Source organism: Nonomuraea dietziae (assembly GCF_014195505.1).
Taxonomy (GTDB): domain Bacteria; phylum Actinomycetota; class Actinomycetes; order Streptosporangiales; family Streptosporangiaceae; genus Nonomuraea; species Nonomuraea roseola.
Window position 1 is genome coordinate 8,302,313 of sequence record NZ_JACIBV010000001.1, and the last position, 16,995, is coordinate 8,319,307.

Annotated in this window: 16 protein-coding genes; 7 read left to right on the forward strand and 9 right to left on the reverse strand. The window is 71.2% G+C overall.

Translation table 11 applies throughout. The features are described from left to right. Nucleotides 1-110 precede the first annotated feature (110 nt). The 5 genes from FHR33_RS39550 to FHR33_RS39570 all read right to left on the reverse strand — a co-directional run bounded on the left by FHR33_RS39550 (nt 111) and on the right by FHR33_RS39570 (nt 5,615). Entirely contained in the window at nt 111-677 is a 567-nt protein-coding gene (locus FHR33_RS39550) for a nucleotidyltransferase family protein (RefSeq protein WP_183659030.1), read from the reverse strand. Further along, nucleotides 677-1,765, reverse strand: a complete 1,089-nt coding sequence (locus FHR33_RS39555) for an XdhC family protein (RefSeq protein ID WP_183659032.1) — start codon at nt 1,763-1,765, stop codon at nt 677-679. The genes FHR33_RS39550 and FHR33_RS39555 overlap by 1 nt, the downstream gene beginning before the upstream one ends. After that, nucleotides 1,746-2,825, reverse strand: a complete 1,080-nt coding sequence (locus tag FHR33_RS39560; RefSeq protein ID WP_312895934.1) for a vWA domain-containing protein — start codon at nt 2,823-2,825, stop codon at nt 1,746-1,748. Before FHR33_RS39560 ends, FHR33_RS39555 begins: the two co-directional genes overlap by 20 nt. Further along, complete coding sequence (locus tag FHR33_RS39565) at nt 2,818-3,684, reverse strand: AAA family ATPase (RefSeq protein ID WP_183659034.1); 867 nt, start codon at nt 3,682-3,684, stop codon at nt 2,818-2,820. Before FHR33_RS39565 ends, FHR33_RS39560 begins: the two co-directional genes overlap by 8 nt. 218 nt (nt 3,685-3,902) lie before the next feature. After that, nucleotides 3,903-5,615, reverse strand: coding sequence for a glycoside hydrolase family 9 protein (locus tag FHR33_RS39570; RefSeq protein WP_246452321.1), 1,713 nt, complete (start codon nt 5,613-5,615; stop codon nt 3,903-3,905). A gap of 138 nt (nt 5,616-5,753) precedes the next feature. Here FHR33_RS39570 and FHR33_RS39575 point away from each other — a divergent pair, with 138 nt between their 5' ends. From FHR33_RS39575 to FHR33_RS39590, 4 genes are all read left to right on the forward strand, one after another. Beyond that, on the forward strand, nt 5,754-6,779 hold the full coding sequence (locus FHR33_RS39575) for a M24 family metallopeptidase (RefSeq protein WP_312895935.1): 1,026 nt from the start codon (nt 5,754-5,756) through the stop codon (nt 6,777-6,779). A 24-nt stretch (nt 6,780-6,803) separates the two neighbouring features. Next, complete coding sequence (gene efp, locus FHR33_RS39580) at nt 6,804-7,364, forward strand: elongation factor P (RefSeq protein ID WP_183659040.1); 561 nt, start codon at nt 6,804-6,806, stop codon at nt 7,362-7,364. Next, entirely contained in the window at nt 7,365-7,775 is a 411-nt protein-coding gene (gene nusB / locus FHR33_RS39585; RefSeq protein ID WP_183659042.1) for a transcription antitermination factor NusB, read from the forward strand. Nucleotides 7,776-8,073: 298 nt separating this feature from the next. Beyond that, nucleotides 8,074-8,412, forward strand: coding sequence for an MmcQ/YjbR family DNA-binding protein (locus FHR33_RS39590; protein ID WP_183659044.1), 339 nt, complete (start codon nt 8,074-8,076; stop codon nt 8,410-8,412). Nucleotides 8,413-8,428: 16 nt separating this feature from the next. On the opposite strand, the gene FHR33_RS39595 is transcribed toward FHR33_RS39590, so the two are convergent. Then, complete coding sequence (locus tag FHR33_RS39595) at nt 8,429-9,340, reverse strand: cation diffusion facilitator family transporter (RefSeq protein WP_183659046.1); 912 nt, start codon at nt 9,338-9,340, stop codon at nt 8,429-8,431. A gap of 198 nt (nt 9,341-9,538) precedes the next feature. On the opposite strand from FHR33_RS39595, the gene FHR33_RS39600 reads away from it, so the two are divergent. The 3 genes from FHR33_RS39600 to FHR33_RS39610 all read left to right on the forward strand — a co-directional run bounded on the left by FHR33_RS39600 (nt 9,539) and on the right by FHR33_RS39610 (nt 12,205). Then, on the forward strand, nt 9,539-10,294 hold the full coding sequence (locus tag FHR33_RS39600; RefSeq protein ID WP_183659048.1) for a methyltransferase: 756 nt from the start codon (nt 9,539-9,541) through the stop codon (nt 10,292-10,294). Between the two features lie 65 nt (nt 10,295-10,359). After that, the gene (locus FHR33_RS39605; protein ID WP_183659050.1) at nt 10,360-11,601 is read left to right on the forward strand and encodes a DNA polymerase IV; all 1,242 of its coding nucleotides are present in this window, start codon (nt 10,360-10,362) and stop codon (nt 11,599-11,601) included. Between the two features lie 205 nt (nt 11,602-11,806). Continuing rightward, complete coding sequence (locus tag FHR33_RS39610; RefSeq protein ID WP_183659052.1) at nt 11,807-12,205, forward strand: SCO2097 family morphological protein; 399 nt, start codon at nt 11,807-11,809, stop codon at nt 12,203-12,205. Nucleotides 12,206-12,260: 55 nt separating this feature from the next. On the opposite strand, the gene FHR33_RS39615 is transcribed toward FHR33_RS39610, so the two are convergent. The 3 genes from FHR33_RS39615 to FHR33_RS39625 are packed head-to-tail and all read right to left on the reverse strand — an operon-like array spanning nt 12,261 to nt 16,890. Next, nucleotides 12,261-14,666 (reverse strand): transglutaminase TgpA family protein, encoded by a 2,406-nt coding sequence (locus FHR33_RS39615; protein ID WP_183659054.1) that lies wholly within the window; start codon nt 14,664-14,666, stop codon nt 12,261-12,263. Continuing rightward, nucleotides 14,663-15,913 (reverse strand): DUF58 domain-containing protein, encoded by a 1,251-nt coding sequence (locus FHR33_RS39620; RefSeq protein ID WP_221242437.1) that lies wholly within the window; start codon nt 15,911-15,913, stop codon nt 14,663-14,665. The genes FHR33_RS39615 and FHR33_RS39620 overlap by 4 nt, the downstream gene beginning before the upstream one ends. Further along, a complete protein-coding gene (locus FHR33_RS39625) occupies nt 15,913-16,890 on the reverse strand; it encodes an AAA family ATPase (RefSeq protein ID WP_183659058.1) in 978 nt (325 codons plus the stop codon). The genes FHR33_RS39620 and FHR33_RS39625 overlap by 1 nt, the downstream gene beginning before the upstream one ends. Between the last annotated feature and the right edge of the window lie 105 nt (nt 16,891-16,995).

Here is a 16,995-nt window from a genome sequence, read left to right on the forward strand (position 1 = left end):
GACCCGGCGCGCCCCGGCCCGACTCCGATGACCCGGCGCGCCCCTGACCCGGCGCGCCCCTGACCCGGCGCGCCCCTGACCCGGCGCGCCCCTGACCTGGAGCGCCCCGGTCAGCCGGGGGCCTCGCCGGTCACCAGACGGGCCAGGTCCTCGGGCGTGTCGATGTCGCGAGGATCGCCGGGCACCTCCACCTCGGTGACCAGCTCGGGGTGGGCCTTCAGGAACGGTCTGGCCCCGACGTCGCCCACCGCCAGCTCCGCCACCCGCTCGACGTGCCGCCTGGCGATCAGCACCGGGTTGCGGCGGCGCCCGCCGTACGTGGCGACGGCGAGCTCGGCCCCGCTGTCGATCAGCGCCCGCACCGCGGCGGGCTCGACGAACGGCTGGTCCACCAGCGCGACCACCACCGCCGTGGCGTCGGACGGCAGCGCGGCCAGGCCCACGCGCAGCGAGGAGCCCATGCCGTCACGCCAGGAGGGGTTGCGCACCACCACCGCGCCGCGCACCTGCACGGTCGCCGCGCCCAGCACGACGATCACCGGGTGGCAGCCGCCCTCGTGCAGCAGCCGCACGCCCCTGTCGACCAGCCGCTCGCCCTCGTACTCCAGCAGCGCCTTGGGCCTGCCGAGGCGCGCCCCGCGCCCGGCCGCCAGGAGCAGCCCCACCACCTGTGTCATCAGACCTCCCCGTGGATGCGCCCGCCGGTTTCGCTCAGCGGTCGACCGCTCCCACCCCAGCGCAGCTGGATCAGCTCCGCCATCACCGACACGGCGGTCTCCTCGGGCGTGCGCGAGCCCAGGTCGAGCCCGATGGGCGAGCGCAGCCGGCTCAGCTCCCGCTCGCTCAGGCCCGCCTCCCGGAGCCTGGCCAGTCTGTCCTCGTGCGTACGGCGCGAGCCCATCGCCCCGACGTAGCCCGCGGGGGTGCGCAGCGCCACCTCCAGCAGCGGCACGTCGAACTTCGGGTCGTGGGTGAGCACGCAGATCACCGTCCGCTCGTCGACCTGGATGGAGGCCAGGTAGTCGTGCGGCCACCTGACCACCACCTCGTCGGCCTCGGGGAAGCGCTTGGCGGTGGCGAAGACGGGCCTGGCGTCGCAGACGGTGACGTGGTAGCCGAGGAACTTGCCCATGCGCGCGACGGCGGCGGCGAAGTCGATGGCGCCGAAGACCAGCATGCGCGGCGGCGGCGCGAACGACTGCACGAAGACCGACAGCTCGTCCAGGCGGCGCTCGCCGTGCCGGCCGTAGTGCCTGATCCCGGTCAGGCCCTGGGCCAGCATGCCGCGCACGTCGTCGTCCACCGCCTCGTCCAGCCGCTCGACGCCGAGCGAGCCCGAGGCGCGGCCCGGCCAGATCACCCTGCGCGCGCCCATGACGCCGGGGCCCGCCACGACCGTCGCGACGGCCACAGGCTCGTGCGCCCTGACGGAGGCGAAGATCTCACCCATCTCGGGATAGGACTCGATCGAGATCGGCTCGACGAGGATGTCGATGGTGCCGCCGCAGGTCAGCCCCACGGAGAAGGCGTCGTCGTCGCTGACGCCGTACCTCTGGAGCACGGGGGTCTCGATCTCGGAGGCCAGCTCGAAGACCGCGCCCTCGACGCAGCCGCCCGAGACGCTGCCCACGACCTCGTCGCCGCGCACCGCCATGGCCGCCCCAGGAGGCCTGGGCGCGCTGGAGAAGGTTCGCACCACGGTCGCCAGGCCGAAGCGCAGCCCGGACTCCCACCACCGCATGATCTCAGGCAGGACGTCGCGCATCTGAAAGCCTCTCGGAGAGTTCCTCGAAGGCGGCCAGGCTGTGGCCTGCCACCAGGTCGTCGATGAACGGCAGCGCCGCGCGCATCCCCCCGGTGAGCGGCTGGTAGTCCTCGTGTCCCTTGTGCGGGTTGACCCAGATGACCCGCCGCGCCTGACGGGCCAGCCGCGCCATCTGCTCGCCGAGCAGCGCGGGGTCGCCGCGCTCCCACCCGTCGGAGGCGACGACCACGATGGCGCCGCGCACGCTGGTCCTGGTCAGCAGCTCGCGCAGCTCCTCGCCGAGCCGGGTGCCCCCACTCCAGTCGGGGATCGCCTTGGAGACCTCGGCGAGCGCGGTGCCGGGGTCGCGGTGGCGCAGCTCGACGCTGATCGGCGTGAGCCTGGTACCGATCGAGTAGACCCGCGTGGCCCTGGGCTCGGTCCTGGCCATGGCGTGCGCGAAGCGCAGCACCGTCTCGGCGTAGGGGGCCATCGAGCCGCTGACGTCCACCAGCAGCACCACCTTGCGCGGCCTGGTGGTGCGGTCGCGGTGGCGCAGGCGCGCGACGTCGCCCTTCCTGAGCGCCTCACGGACGGTCCTGCGCTGGTCGAGCCTGCCCCTGCGGGAGGGCGCGAGCCTGCGTGAGAGCCGCCGCTCCCTGCGGGCGCGCAGCAGGGCCAGCATGCGGTGCACCTCGGCGCGCTCGGCCTCGCTCAGCGCCGCCACGTCCCTCTGGCGCAGCACCTCGAGGGGGCTGGCGGTGGCGAGAACCGCCTCCTGGCCCCGCTCGCCCTCTCCCTCGCCGCCTGCCAGGTGCCTGGTGACCGTCGCGGCTCTCGTCAGGCCCCGCACGGCCCGCCTGCCGCCGAAGTAGGCGGCGAAGCAGCGGTCGTAGCGGGGCAGGTCGTCGGGCGTGGCGCACAGGGTGAGGCGGCCTGCCCAGTAGACGTCCTCGCGACGGGCCACGTCGAGGTGGCCGAGGGCCTTCAGCAGGTTCTGGGTGCGCTCGTGGTCGGCCCCCACCCCTGCGGCCCGCAGCGTGCGGGCGAACCCGGTCATGGTGGCTGCCAGGTCACGCACGGCCCAGGACCCCGCTGCCGAGCACCTTCTCCACGTCCTCCCTGTACTTCAGCGCCGCGCCGAGCGTGACGGCGGCCAGACCCGGATCGAGGTCGCGGGCGCCGAGCGTGAGCAGCGCCTCGGTCCAGTCGAGTGTCTCGGCGATGCCGGGCGGTTTGACCAGGCCGTGCTCGCGCAGCCGCGCGGCCGTACTCGCCACCTGGCGGGCCAGCGCCTCGGTGCACTCGGGCAGCCTGCGCAGCAGGATGGCCACCTCCCGCTCGAAGCTCGGATGTTCGAGCCAGTGGTAGAGGCAGCGGCGCTTGAGCGCGTCGTGGACCTCGCGGGTGCGGTTGGAGGTGACGACCACGACAGGCGGCGTGCGCGCGCTGATCGTGCCGAGCTCGGGCACGGAGATCGTGAAGTCCGACAGCACCTCGAGCAGGAACGCCTCGAACTCGTCGTCGGCCCTGTCGATCTCGTCCACCAGTAGTACCGCGGGATCGGTCTCGATCGCCCTGAGCAGCGGGCGCGCGATGAGGAAGCGGCGGTCGTAGATCTCGCCCTCCAGCCTGCCCGCGTCGGTGATCCCCGCCGCCTCCGCCGCCTTGAGGTGGAGCAGCTGGCGGGCGAAGTCCCAGTCGTAGAGCGCCTGGGCGGCGTCGAGTCCCTCGTAGCACTGCAGGCGGATCAGCGGGGCGTCGAGCATCAGGGCCATGGTCTTGGCCAGCTCGGTCTTGCCGACCCCCGCCTCGCCCTCGAGGAACAGTGGCCGTCCCATCCTGAGGGCGAGGAAGGCGGCCGTCGACAGCCCTTCGTCGGCGAGGTAGGCGTGCTGGTCGAGCAGGTCGGCCAGTTTCGCGGGCGACTCGATGTCCATTGCCTTGATTGTCCGCCGCAGCACCCCTTCAGGCTACGGCCGAGCGTGAATTCGGGACACGCGCCACGAGGACGAGCAGGTCCACGCCACGCTGAGCCCCCTGCTCGAGGCCATGCCCTCAGGCAGCTGCCCGGTCGTCTCCCACGGCGTGCGCCGACCGCGAGGTCGACCAGTACGGCGGGGCCGGCAGGAAGCGCCGACCCCGCCGTACGGGCGCGTCAGTCCCTGGCCATCAGGGTGAGCGCGTAGAGCGCGATCGCGGCGAAGTCGTCGGCGGGCTCGGAGGCCTGCCACGACCGCACGTCGTCGACGAACCTGCTGCCGCGCCCGGTGAACTCCTCGTAGCGGTCCACGCCGTCGGCGGGGCACTTGGCCATCTCCTCGAAGTGGCCGCCGAGCCCGTCGTCGAACAGCGAGGCCGCGTTGGGCCCGTTGACCACGGCGCCGGTCGCGGGCCTGCCCGTCAGGTTGGCGATCTGGTAGTGCGGGCAGGAGATCGAGTTGTCGCCGACGCCCTGGACGAAGGAGACGCCCCACGGGTTGGCGCCGAAGGCCCACCCCCGCTGCTGGGTGCCGAAGGCGTCGTAGGAGCGGTCACCCGTCACCGACCTGTAGAGCCTGGAGGTGGCGGCCAGGCCGAAGGCGTGCGGCACCGAGTCGAACTGGTCGTAGCGCGCTCCCGCCCTGAACGGGTCCTTCGCGGCGCGGGAGGCGCCGATCTCCAGCTGCGCCTTCAGGTCGGCGGCCAGGGCGTCCTTCATGGCCGCCCCCGCCCTGATCAGGTCGGCGTGGGCCAGGGCGCTCACGTCGTAGAGGTTCAGGGTGTCGCCGGTGTCGTTGGCGATGTACTCCTCCGCCCAGTGGGAGGCCTGCGCCAGCCACTGCGCCGCCCTGGGATCGCCGAGGCGCTGGGCGGCCAGCGCCAGCTCGGCGCCGCCCAGCTCCATGTCGTCGCGCCAGACGCTCTCGGGGTAGAAGGCGTGCGGCAGGGAGGTGACCAGGGGGCCGACGTCCGTGGTCTTCGCCATGGCGTAGATCTCGGCGGCCTGGTCGAGCCACGCCCGCGCCTTGCGCCTGTCGGGCTCGACCTGGGCGGCCAGCGCGAAGGCCGCCGCCGTACGGCCGGCGAGATTGGGGCTGATCGGCTCGCCGGGCGGGGCGGCCCTGAAGACAGGGCGGTTGCGGATGTACTTCTCCTTCGAGGAGTCGTCGCTCTCGGGCAGGCGCCAGATGTCGTGGTCGCCGACGAAGGTGCCCTCGGCGTTGCCCGCGCCGACGCCCACCTGGATGTACAGGGTCCTGGACTTCCCGTCCCACATCTTGTCCAGGTATTTGAGGCCGTGCTCGGCCTCGGACCGCAGACGTGGGTCGGCGACCGGCCCTCCGTCCCTTCTCGCCGCCCACATCAGCGTGTCGACGTAGGCCAGGATGTGGGTGAACTTCAGGTAGTCGCCCGCGTCGAACCAGCCGCCCTCGACGTCGACGGGGCCGCCGACCTTTGTCAGCTCGCCCTTGATCTGGTCGGTGTCGGGCCCGGTGAAGACGGGCCAGTCGTAGACGTCGGCCGCCCTGTCCGTGGAGTGTCGCCTGCCGCCGTCGCGCTGGCCGCCGAAGAACGTCACGATCTTGGAGGCGGGCAGCGCCAGCAGGGGAGAGGGGGCGATCGCGAACTCGGCGGAGGTGAGGCCGCCCGACTTGATCCGGTAGCTGCCCGGACGCTTCAGGCCGGTCAGGTCGAGGTCGTAGACGTGGGCGTAGGCGGCGTTCCACGCGCCGAGGTCGCGGCCCGCCGTGCCCTTCAGCACCGGCCTGCCCCTGCTGTCCACCACCGTGAAGGCGGCGGGCTTTCCGCTGGTCATGAGATAGGCGTGCTTGGCCTCGCCCGGCGCGAAACCGACCTGGTCGACGCGGATGTGGCCACTCGGTTGCATGGCTGGCGCTCCTGTGAGGGCGAGGGCGAGGGCTAAGACGATCCGCATCGGCTGCTCCACGAGTTAGTAAACCTTCCTAACCTTCAAGGGGACCGTAGCCGCCTGCCGCGAACGTGGTCAATACTTGGTGAAATGCCCATGGATTTCGCCCGGCGCAGGGCCGCCCTCGCCGCGTTGCCGCACGGCGTCGACGCCGTCCTCGTCACCAACCCGGTCAACGTCCGCTACCTCACCGGCCTCGACAGCTCCAACGCCGCCGTCCTGGTCAGGGCGGACGGCTCGGCGCGCCTGGCCACCGACTCCCGCTACATCGACAAGACGCGCGGGCTCGACGTCGAGGTCGTGGAGGCCACCGACGTCGCGGGCGAGCTGGCCGCGAAGGGCGTCGGCATCGAGGCGGGGCACATGACCGTGGCGGTCTACAACCGGCTGGGCGACGGCCTGGTCGCGCTGGAGCCCCTCGTCGAGCGACTGCGCATGGTCAAGGACGAGGAGGAGATCGAGCTGCTGCGCACCGCCTGCGCCATCTCCGACCAGGCCTTCGCCGACATCCAGGACAGGATCAGGCCGGGCGTGACCGAGCGCGAGGTCGCCCGCGTGCTGGAGGCCCGCATGGTCGAGCTCGGCGCCGACAGACCCGCCTTCGAGTCCATCGTGGCGGCCGGCGAGAACGGCGCCGTCCCGCACCACGCGCCGACCGACCGCGAGCTGCGCGCGGGCGATCTGGTCACCCTCGACTTCGGCGCCCTCTACAAGGGCTACCACGCCGACATGACCCGCACCGTCGCCCTCGGCCACGTCGACGGCTGGCAGCGCGAGGTCTACGACCTCGTCCGCGAGGCCCAGCGGGCCGGACGCGAGGCCGTGCGACAGGGCGCGGGGGCCGGCGACGTCGACGCCGCCTCCAGGTCGCTGATCGCCGAGGCGGGACACGCCGAGCACTTCCGCCACGGCCTGGGACACGGCGTCGGCCTGGAGATCCACGAGGAGCCGTTCCTGGGTCCTTCGCGGACCGGTAGACTAGAGGATCGAGTTCCGATCACTGTCGAGCCGGGGGTGTACCTTCCGGGCCGGGGTGGGGTCCGCATCGAGGACACGCTCGTGACGCGTGAAGGCGGATCGGAACTCCTCACGAAGACGACCAAGGAGCTGCTCGTCCTGTAGAGCGGCCGCATCCGGGAGAAGCGAGTGGCGACGACCAACGACCTCAAGAACGGCATCGTGCTGAAGCTCGACGGCGGTGAGCTCTGGTCCGTTGTGGAGTTCCAGCACGTCAAGCCGGGCAAGGGCGGCGCGTTCGTGCGCACCAAGCTCAAGAACGTCCTCTCGGGCAAGGTCGTGGACAAGACCTTCAACGCCGGCGTGAAGGTCGACGTGGCCAACGTCGACAAGCGCGAGATGCAGTTCTCCTACAAGGACGGCGACGACTTCGTCTTCATGGACACCGAGACCTACGACATGGTCAACGTGCCCGCCAAGACCGTCGGCGACGCCGCCAACTACATGCTCGAGAACACCCTGGCCACCGTCGCCTTCAACGAGGGCGCCGCGCTCTACGTCGACCTGCCCGCGGCGGTCGAGCTGCTGATCGCCAACACCGAGCCCGGCCTCCAGGGCGACCGCTCCACCGGTGGCACCAAGCCCGCCACGCTCGAGACCGGCGCCGAGATCAAGGTGCCGCTGTTCATCACCACCGGCGAGAAGGTCAAGGTCGACACTCGCAGCGGCGAATACCTCGGCCGGGCCTGAGTGTCCGCCCGAGGTAAAGCACGCAGGCGCGCCCTCGACATCCTCTTCGAGGCCGAGGCGCGTGAGGAAGACCCGCTGAAGATCCTCGCCGAGCGCGTGGAGCGGCAGGAGCCGCCGGTCAACGAGTACACCTCGGCGATCGTCGAGGGTGTGGCCAGGCACGCGGCGCGCATCGACGAGCTCATCACGACGTACGCCGAGGGGTGGACGCTGGAGCGCATGCCCGCGGTCGACCGCAACCTGCTGCGCGGCGGCACCTACGAGCTGCTGTGGATGCCCGACGTGCCCGAGGGCGTGGTGATCAGCGAGTGGGTGCACCTGGCCTCCGAGCTGTCCACCGACGAGTCGCCCCAGTTCATCAACGGCCTGCTGGCGCGCTTCAAGCAGCTCAAACCCAGCATCACCCTGTAAATCCGTTCTCCTGTACGGCCAGGCCTGGTCACGCGCCACCCTCGGCGCGTGGCCCGGGTCCGTCCAGGGGTACGCTCCTCGAGCGCACGTGGCCGGACCGGTCAACGGACCCCGGAAGCGGCTCCCCTCCCACGCGCCTCCACGAGACCGTTTCCGGCGGCTCTCCTCGCGCCCCTCGACAACGGCCTCCCCTCACCTGCCTTCTCGGTTCCTGAAGACGGAAGCCACCGCTGTCCGAAGACGGAACCGCGCGCCCGCCCGGGTGGTTCCGGTCGGGGGTGGGCGGCATGATGGGGACATGGTGACCGAGGACGACGTGCGGCGGATCGCGCTCGAACTGCCCGAGACCGCCGAGCGGCCCATGCACGGCACGCCTGCCTTCTACGTCAAGGCGAGGTGGTTCGCCAGGATCAGGGAGGAGGGCGACGTCCTCGTGCTGCCCGTGGCCTCGGAGGAGCACAAGCGCGAGCTGGTCGCCGCCGAGCCCGGCACGTTCTTCACCCTGCCGCACTACGACGGCTACGCCGCGGTGCTGGTGCGCTTCGGCGCCGTCGACGCGGAGGAGCTGGCCGAACTGCTCACCGACGCCTGGCGCCTGCGCGCGCCCAGACGCGTCCTGGCCGCCTTCGACGCGTAGGCGTGCAGGTCGGTCGCTAGGCGTGCCTGGCGCCCTCGTGGTCGGAGTGGCCGACGGGTTCGATCTGGATCGTGGAGTGCTCGACGTCGAAGCGCCCGAGCAGCGTCTCGTGCAACTCGTCGAGCAGCCGCCCCGCGTCCCTGAGACGGGAGTCCTCCACCACGACGTGCGCCGACAGCACGGGCAGCCCGCTGGTCAGCGTCCAGGCGTGCAGGTCGTGCACGTCCAGCACGCCGTGCCTGTCCATCATGTGCCTGCGGATCTCACTCAGGTCCATGCCCTTCGGCGTGGCCTCCAGCAGCACGTCCACGGCCTCGCGCAGCAGCCGCCACGCCCTCGGCAGGATCATCACCGCCACCACGACGGAGGCGATCGGGTCGATGACCCACCAGCCGGTCAGCTGGATGGCCACCGCGGCCACCACGACCGCCACCGACCCCAGCAGGTCGCCCAGGACCTCCAGGTAGGCGCCCCTCACGTTGAGCGACTCCTGCTGCCCCCTGTGCAGCAGGCCGAGGGAGAGCGCGTTGACCGCCAGGCCGAAGAGCGCGATGACCAGCACCAGCCCCGACGACACCTCGGGAGGGGCGAACAGGCGCGTCCACGCTTCGCTGAAGACCCAGATCGCGATGCCGAACAGCACGATCGCGTTCACCATCGCCGCGAGGATCTCCAGGCGGTAGTAGCCGAACGTGCGCCGTTCGGAGGCGGGCCTCGCGGCGAAGTGCGAGGCGATCAGCGCCATGAGGACGCCGGTGATGTCGGTCGCCACGTGCAGCGCGTCGGAGATGAGCGCCAGGCTGTTGGCCGCGATGCCGCCGACCACCTGCACGACGAAGACGAGCGAGGTGATCGCGACGACGACCAGCAGCCTGCCGTGGTGCCGCGCCGTGGCGCTCGCCTGCCCGTGCCCGTGTCCACCGCCCACCGTGACCTCCCCGTGATCTAGTATGCCCAGCCCGCTCCTGACGGCGTAGGCTGGCCCGTGTCGCGGTGCTCTCCCTCGCGGGGGCGGGCCGCGACAGGGGGAGCGCCCCTGTGCGGACGGCAGCCGCGCGGGGCCGATCCCTTGCGGACATCGCGTTCGGGGCCACCAGCGCGGAGGAATCGAGGAGGCGAGCCGACGTTGCGTGCTGAGAGCATCACCAAGCAGGCGACCCCGGCGGTGCGCACCGCCGTCGTCTGGGACGCGCTGCGGGCGGTGCTGGCCGCGAGGGCGCGGGAGACGGGCCGCGAGCGGCTCGACATCGTCGACGCGGGAGGCGGCACGGGCGGCTTCGCCGTCCCGCTGGCCGAACTGGGCCACGCGGTCACCGTGGTCGACCCGAGCCCCGACTCGCTGTTCGCGCTCGAGCGCAGGGCGGCCGAGCGGGGGGTGGGCGTGCGGGCCATGCAGGGCGACGCGGCAGACCTCGGTGAGCTCCTGCCCCGCGACGGCGCCGACCTGGTGCTGTGCCACAGCGTGCTGGAGTACGTCGAGGACCCGATCTCCGCGCTGAGCGCCGTGGCGGGGTTGCTGCGCACCGGAGGCGCGGTCAGCGTGCTGGCTGCCAACCCCGTCGCCAGCGCCATCCACAGGGCGCTTGCCGGGCACTTCGACGAGGCCAGAGCCGCCCTGGAGGACCCGCAGGGGCGCTGGGGCGACCGTGACCCCACCCCGCGCAGGTTCACCGCTCAGACTCTCGCTGAGCTCCTCTCGGCGACCGGTTTCCAGGTGGGGGAGGTGCACGGCGTCAGGGTCTTCGCCGACCTCGTGCCGAGCCGCCTGGTCGACGGCGAGCCGGGCGCGGCCGAGGCCCTGATCGCGTTGGAGCAGGCCGCGGCCACGCATCCCGTGCTGCGCGACATCGCCAGCCAGCTGCACGTCCTGGGCCACCGGTGAGGCCCTCGCCGGACGTCCTCCGCGCGCGGAGGTCTGTCGAACGGATGTTCGGGTAGAATCACGTCGTGTCGCGCAAGCAGATCACCGGAGTCGGCCCCGTCGCCAGGATCGGGGCCGATGACAGCGCGTGCCCGATCCTCCACGTCGACATGGACGCCTTCTTCGCCAGCGTCGAGCTGCTCGACCGTCCCGAGCTGAGGGGCCGGCCCGTGATCGTCGGCTCGCCCGCCGGCCGCGGCGTGGTGCTCAGCGCCACCTACGAGGCCAGGCAGTACGGCGTGCACTCGGCCATGCCGATGAGCAGGGCCCGCAGGATGTGCCCCCAGGCCGTGATCATCCCGCCCAGCCACGGCAAGTACTCCGAGGTCTCCAAGGGCGTGATGGAGATCTTCCACTCGATCACCCCGCTGGTGGAGCCGATCGCCTCCGACGAGGCCTTCCTCGACGTGGCGGGCGCCAGGCGCAGGCTGGGCTCGCCCGCCGACATCGCGGCCAGGATCCGCGCCGAGGTGCTCGACAGGTTCGGCATCACCTGCTCGGTCGGTGTGGCCAGCAGCAAGTTCGTCGCCAAGCTCGCCTCCAAGCAGTGCAAACCCGACGGTCTGCTCGTCGTGCCCGCCGACAAGGTGGTCGACTTCCTCCATCCGCTGCCTGTCAGCGCCCTGTGGGGCGTGGGCGAGCGCACCGAGCAGGCGCTGGTGCGCCTCGGCATCAGGAGCGTGGGCGATCTGGCCAGGGTTCCGCTGACGACGCTGCAGCGCGAGCTCGGCCACGCGGCGGGCACCCACCTGGCCGCGCTGGCGTGGGGCCGCGACGAGCGTCCCGTGACCGCGCACGTGCCTGACAAGAGCATCGGCGCGGAGGAGACGTTCGCCGCCGACGTCGACGATCCCGAGGTGATCAAGCGCGAACTTCTGCGGTTGTCCGAACGGGTGGCCGCCAGGGTGCGTGCGGGCGGCCATGTGGGCAGAACAGTAAGTGTGAAGCTGCGCCGCGCCGACTTTTCCACGATCACCAGGTCGCGGACGCTGCGTGAGCCTACCGACGTCGCGCAGGAGATCTACGCGACGGCCTGCGAGCTCTTCGCGGCGGCCGGGCTCGAGCGGGTCAGGCTCCGTCTCGTCGGGGTCCGCATGGAGAACCTCAAGCCGGCCGAGTCGGCATCTCACCAGCTCAGCCTGGGTGAGAAGGAGACCGGCTGGAGGGAGGCCGAACGAGCGATGGACAAAGCGATCAGAAGATTCGGCCCCGATGCGGTGGTCCCGGCTTCACTAGTCCGGGGACGACTTGATGAAATGGAGGCATGACGCCCGATGTCGCGACATCTCGGAGGGTGGGGGAGAATAGGCATGTCTAGAGCTATGACGTCACCTCCGGTTTGGTCTACGTTGGACGTTTTCTTTCGCCTACGTCTACAGCCTCGTATTCTGGGGATAACCGACCGCGAGGTTCGGACACCCCGTGTCGTCCGTTGCCGTCTTCCCCGAAATGGGGCCGTCCTTGGGAGGCGCCGTGCCGCTCTCTGAGCACGAGCAGCGCTTGCTCGACCAGATCGAGCAGGCCCTCTACGCCGAGGACCCGAAGTGGGCCAATACCGTTCGGATCAGCGATCCGCGCAGCCATTACAAGCGACGCCTGGTCAAAGCCTCCATCGGCTTTGCGCTGGGCATCGTCGTGATGATGGTCGGCGTCGTGATCGCCCAGATCCCGCTCGGCGTCGGCGGTTTCGTGGTCATGCTCGCCGCGTGTCTGTGGGGTCTGTCCAGCTGGAAGCGCATGAACGGATTCGGTGACTCCGGTGCGTCCGGGTCCGGCGTGCCAACGCCGGGCAAGGGCCAGCGCCGGGGCAACCGGGGAAGTTTCATGGAACGCATGGAAGAACGCTGGCGCCGTCGTCACGACGAGCGCTGATCCTTACCTGATCGTGCGGCCGCTCCGTCCGAGGAACGGCCGCACGATACGAGGGTCATGCGTTCTTTCGTGCTGCCCTGCTCCAGAGCCTGATGTTCTCCAGGCGGTCGAAGCCGTCCAGCACTCTCTCTCCCATGCCGCGCATCCGCAGCAGGGTGGAGGGCGGCAGCAGCGTCGCCCTGATCCGCCTGCCGCGTGAGGCCGTGGCCGCCAGCGCCCGCCGTACGATCCGCAGCTCCCTCTTCAGCGGCGTGATCGAGCCGGGGTCGCGCGCGAACAGCAGCCGCTCCACGGCGGAGGCGATCGCGGTGATCGATCCGGCCGCCTCGGCGTCGAACTCGTGCTGCTGGGTGAGCCGGCGGGCCAGCGCCCTCGGGGTCTCGCTCGGCGCCCGCGCCATCCCGTAGTCGCACAGCACGTCGTCGAGCTCGGCCCAGGCCGCGGCGACCGAGCGGTCCACCTTCTCCGCCCTGGCCGTCACCTCGTCGGAAGGTCCTGAGATCTTCCACGTCAGCGCCCGTACCCGCCGGTTCCTGATCACCAGTCTGACCATCGCGGGGATGAGCAGCAGAACCAGCAGCGCGGCCACCCCGAGGCCGATCGTGACCCAGAGCGGCGTGGTCTCCACCGGCGTGATCGGGCCGCTGTAGACGCCCTCGGGGTCGAGCTCCCTCAGCCTGTCGCGGCTGTTGGGCGCGCCCGAGGGGGTGTCGGAGCCCGTGGTGGGGCTCGTGCTCGGGTCGTCGGTGCTCGGCGTGGTCTCGGCGGGCCTCGGCAGCGAGTAGTCGGGGACGCGGGCGGTGCCCTGTCCCGCGCTGCCCGCGGGCGTCGGCTCGAAGGCCAGCCAGCCCACCCCTTCGAAGTACAGCTCGGGCCAGGCGTGCGAGTCGTGCGTGCGCACCTCCCAGCGGCTCTCGATCTTGGTCCCGCCCGTGTAGCCGATGGCCACCCTCGCGGGGATCCCGATCGACCTGGCCAGCACCGCCATCGCCGAGGCGAACTGCTCGCAGTAGCCCGTCCTGCTCTGGATGAGGAAGTCGGTCAGCGCCTCGGTGTTGTGCCCCTGGGTCTCCAGGCTGTAGGTGAAGCCGCCGGTCCTGGTGAAGAACTGCTGGAGCTTGACCGCCGCCTCGTACTTCGTCGGGCTGTCGGCCGCGATCTCCGTGGCCAGCTCCCTGATCCGCGTGGGCAGCTCGGGCAGCTGCACGTAGCGAGGGTCGATCTCGGGACGCTCCGAGGAGGCGTCGAGCTGGTCGGCGGTCGGCTCCGGCTCGGTGCTGACCACCTGGTACTGCAGGCCGCTGGCCAGGTCGCCCGAGGAGAAGACCATCAGCGAGTCGACGTCGGCGCGCCAGTCTCCCTCCGCCCTCACCAGCTGCGGCGGGTACGGCAGCGGCAGGAACTCCAGCGGGTCGACGTCGTCGCTGATCTGGATGTCGGTCTCGACCCTCGAGGTCTTGGTCGAGGGCGCGAGGCCTGGCGGCGGCGGGAGCGGACCCTGGTCGACCCTGTTCTCCGGCCGGCCCTTCATCTTGGTCATCGTCCAGCGCTCGCCGTCGAAGACGTCGAGGGCGTAGATCCTCAGATAGCGGGGCGCGTCGTCGCTGCTGGTGTAGGAGAGAACGGCGGTGTTCTCGGGCAGTTGCAGCCGCCCCCTGAGGTTGGCGACAGGGTCCGGCACGCTGATGGTGCCGCCCTTGCCCTTGCCGCTGCCGCCCACCCCGAACCCGAACAGCGGGTCGGGCTCGAGCGTCGGCAGCAGCGCGGGCAGCACCACCGCCAGCGCGATCGCGGTGAACCCGATGCGCTTGCCGGAAAGGCGCAGCCCGCGGGTGTCGGCCGTCTCCTGGTTGCCGCTCTCGGCGGCGCGGCTGCGCCGTACCAGGACGGCCCTGCCCCAGTGCCCCACGCGCTCGCGGCCGTCGGCGATCAGCAGGCTGGTGAAGCCGAGCGCGCCGAGGATGAAGGCGGGCCAGCCGATCGGGTCGGGCAGCACCGCGGCGGGCACCGTGAACAGCGCCAGCAGCGGAAGGCCGGCCAGCGCCGCCCTGCGCAGGCGGGTGACGAACAGGTCGACGACGATCGCGATGAGCCCGACGCCCGCGGTGGTGAGCATGGCGATCGGGGGATCGTCGGGCACGGGGGCGGCGAAGCGCTGGATGTCGGCGAAGCCCGTGGCCAGCAGGTCGAGCAGCGCCCCCGCCGACTCCTTGGTCGGCACCAGCAGCGCCCACGCCTTCTCACCCGTGTAGACGGCGGTGAGGTAGACGCCGAGCGCGACCAGGCCGAGCACCGGCGCCGCCCACCCGGGGAGGGTCAGCCTGCTGCTCACCACCCCCGCGACGGTGACGGCGAGGACCGCTCCGAGCGAGCCCCACAGCCACGCGCCGCCTTCGAACAGCGGATAGAGCGTCAGCGACACCGCCAGGGTGGCGACGCCCGACCAGATGGGCAGCCTCATGCCGCACCTCCCACGGCGAAGCGGGTCTTGACACCCGCGCTCGGCCAGACAGTGGCGAGGGAGGTGCCCGCGGGCAGGGTGACGATCCGCCAGCCCGACCCTGCCAGCACCGCCTCGACCGCCTGCCTGCGGTCGGCCGAGCCGTACTCCCTGGCCTCCCAGCCCTCCACGTCGAGCAGGACGGCCACGCCCGTCGCGCCGCCGTGCCTGACCTTGGCCAGTTCCCTGGCCTCCTCGGGGTCCATGGCGCCGAGCACGGCGACGATCAGGCCGTCGCCTCCGCCCTGGCGCAGCGCGTTGATGCCCAGCTCCAGCGACCTGGCGGGGCTGTTGCGCACCACGGCGAGCGTGTCGAGCAGCGACCAGCCGACCCCGCTCTCGCTCAGGTGCTCGGGCCCCTGGTCGGTGACCAGGCGCACGCCCAGTCCTTCACGGGCCAGGTGCAGGCCGATCGAGGCGGCGGCGGAGACGGCCACCTCGAAGGAGGAACGGGGACCCTCGCCGCGGTGGGCGTGCCTGCGGGTGTCGAGCAGCAGCGCCCCCCTGCTCTGCCACTGCTGCTCCTCGCGGCGCACCATCAGCTCGCCGTAGCGGGCGGTGGAGCGCCAGTGCACTCTGCGCAGGTCGTCGCCCTGCCGGTACTCGCGAGGGGCGACGTCGTCGTCGCCCGCCGCCGCCACACTCCTCGTACGGCTGTCGCCGCCGCCGGTCCACTCCCCGGACAGGCGCACGTGCGGCAGCGCGACCACCTGGGGCGTCACGACGAGGGTGTCGCTGATGGTGAACGCCCTCGTCAGCTCGACCAGACCGAAGGGGTCGGTGATCCGTACCGACAGGGGGCCGATGGTGTAGCGGCCACGCAGGTCGGAGCGGACGCGGTAGTCGATCTCCCTGATGCCCTTGGACTCCACTCTGTCCAGGACGAACCTGGGCCTGGTGCCGAGGGCGTAGGGAACGGTGTCCTCGATCAGCAGCAGTCCGGTCGGCAGGCGGGTGACGTTCTCCAGCCGCAACGTGACGGTCGCCTCGCCGCCCACCTCCCTCCTGGGAGGGTCGAGGCGCCTGGCGCAGCTCAGCCGGTAGCGGGTCCTGGCCACGACCAGCGCTGCGAGCAGCGGCAGCGACATGATCAGCACCCCGATCCTCAGCAGGTCGTGCTCACCGAGCAGCAGCGCCATCAACAGCGCGGCCACCCCCGAGGCCAGGAACGACCTGCCCCTGGAGGTGAGGGCGCGCAGTCCGGCCATCACGACGCTCGGGTCTCCGGCACGGGCACCCGCCGTACGAGCTCGGTGACCACCTGCTCGGGCATGCGGCGCTGACCCTGCGCCTCGATGCTCGGCAGCAGCCGGTGGGCCAGGACCGGGATGGCCAGCTCCTGCATGTCGTCGGGGATGACGTAGTCACGACCCGACAGCGCGGCGTGCGCCCTCGCGGCGCGCACCAACTGGAGCGTGGACCTCGGCGAGGCGCCCAGACGCAGGTCGGGGGAGTGGCGCGTGGCCGTCACGAGGTCGATGGCGTACTTCTTCACCGGCTGGGAGACGTAGACCCCGCGCACGGCCTCGATCAGCGCGCGCACCTCGGCGGTGGTGGCGACGGGCTGCAGCTTGTCCAGCGGGGAGGTGCCGCCGTGCACGTCGAGCATCTCCAGCTCGGCGGCGGGCTCGGGATAGCCCATCGCCACCCTGGCGGTGAACCTGTCGCGCTGCGCCTCGGGAAGGGGATAGGTGCCCTCCATCTCGATGGGGTTCTGGGTCGCGATCACCATGAAGGGGGAGTCGAGCTCATAGGTGACGCCGTCGACGGTCACCTGGTGCTCCTCCATGCACTCCAGCAGCGCCGACTGTGTCTTGGGCGAGGCTCTGTTGATCTCGTCGCCGACCACGATGTTGGCGAAGATCGGGCCGGGCTTGAACTCGAACTCCCTCGTCTGCTGGTTGTAGGCGCTCACTCCTGTGATGTCGCTGGGCAACAGGTCGGGGGTGAACTGCACACGCCTGACAGGACAGTCGATGGAGCGCGCCAACGCCTTGGCCAGCATGGTCTTGCCGACGCCCGGGACATCTTCGATGAGAAGGTGGCCCTCCGACAGCAACACGGTGAGGGTCAGCCGGACGGCGTCGCTCTTCCCCTCGATCACCGATTCGATCGCCTGCCGAATCCGGTGCGCGGTGGAGACCAGCTCGTCGAGCTGGGGAGAGACGTCATGGGTTACTGCCACCAGGCCTCCATGAGAGAAGTGCAACGACCGTCCGCTCGGGCTGCTATTGCGGGAGCCTTGCCATTCCTTTTCATTGTGTGTACGACCCTACGACGAGGAGGGTTC

Excerpts from the sequence above, each read along its gene's own strand:
- FHR33_RS39550 (WP_183659030.1), bottom strand. The coding sequence starts at position 677 with ATGACACAGGTGGTGGGGCTGCTCCTGGCGGCCGGGCGCGGGGCGCGC.
- FHR33_RS39555 (WP_183659032.1), bottom strand. The coding sequence starts at position 1,765 with ATGCGCGACGTCCTGCCTGAGATCATGCGGTGGTGGGAGTCCGGGCTG.
- FHR33_RS39565 (WP_183659034.1), bottom strand. The coding sequence starts at position 3,684 with ATGGACATCGAGTCGCCCGCGAAACTGGCCGACCTGCTCGACCAGCAC.
- FHR33_RS39570 (WP_246452321.1), bottom strand. The coding sequence starts at position 5,615 with ATGCAACCGAGTGGCCACATCCGCGTCGACCAGGTCGGTTTCGCGCCG.
- FHR33_RS39575 (WP_312895935.1), top strand. The coding sequence starts at position 5,754 with ATGGATTTCGCCCGGCGCAGGGCCGCCCTCGCCGCGTTGCCGCACGGC.
- FHR33_RS39590 (WP_183659044.1), top strand. The coding sequence starts at position 8,074 with ATGGTGACCGAGGACGACGTGCGGCGGATCGCGCTCGAACTGCCCGAG.
- FHR33_RS39615 (WP_183659054.1), bottom strand. The coding sequence starts at position 14,666 with ATGAGGCTGCCCATCTGGTCGGGCGTCGCCACCCTGGCGGTGTCGCTG.
- FHR33_RS39620 (WP_221242437.1), bottom strand. The coding sequence starts at position 15,913 with ATGGCCGGACTGCGCGCCCTCACCTCCAGGGGCAGGTCGTTCCTGGCC.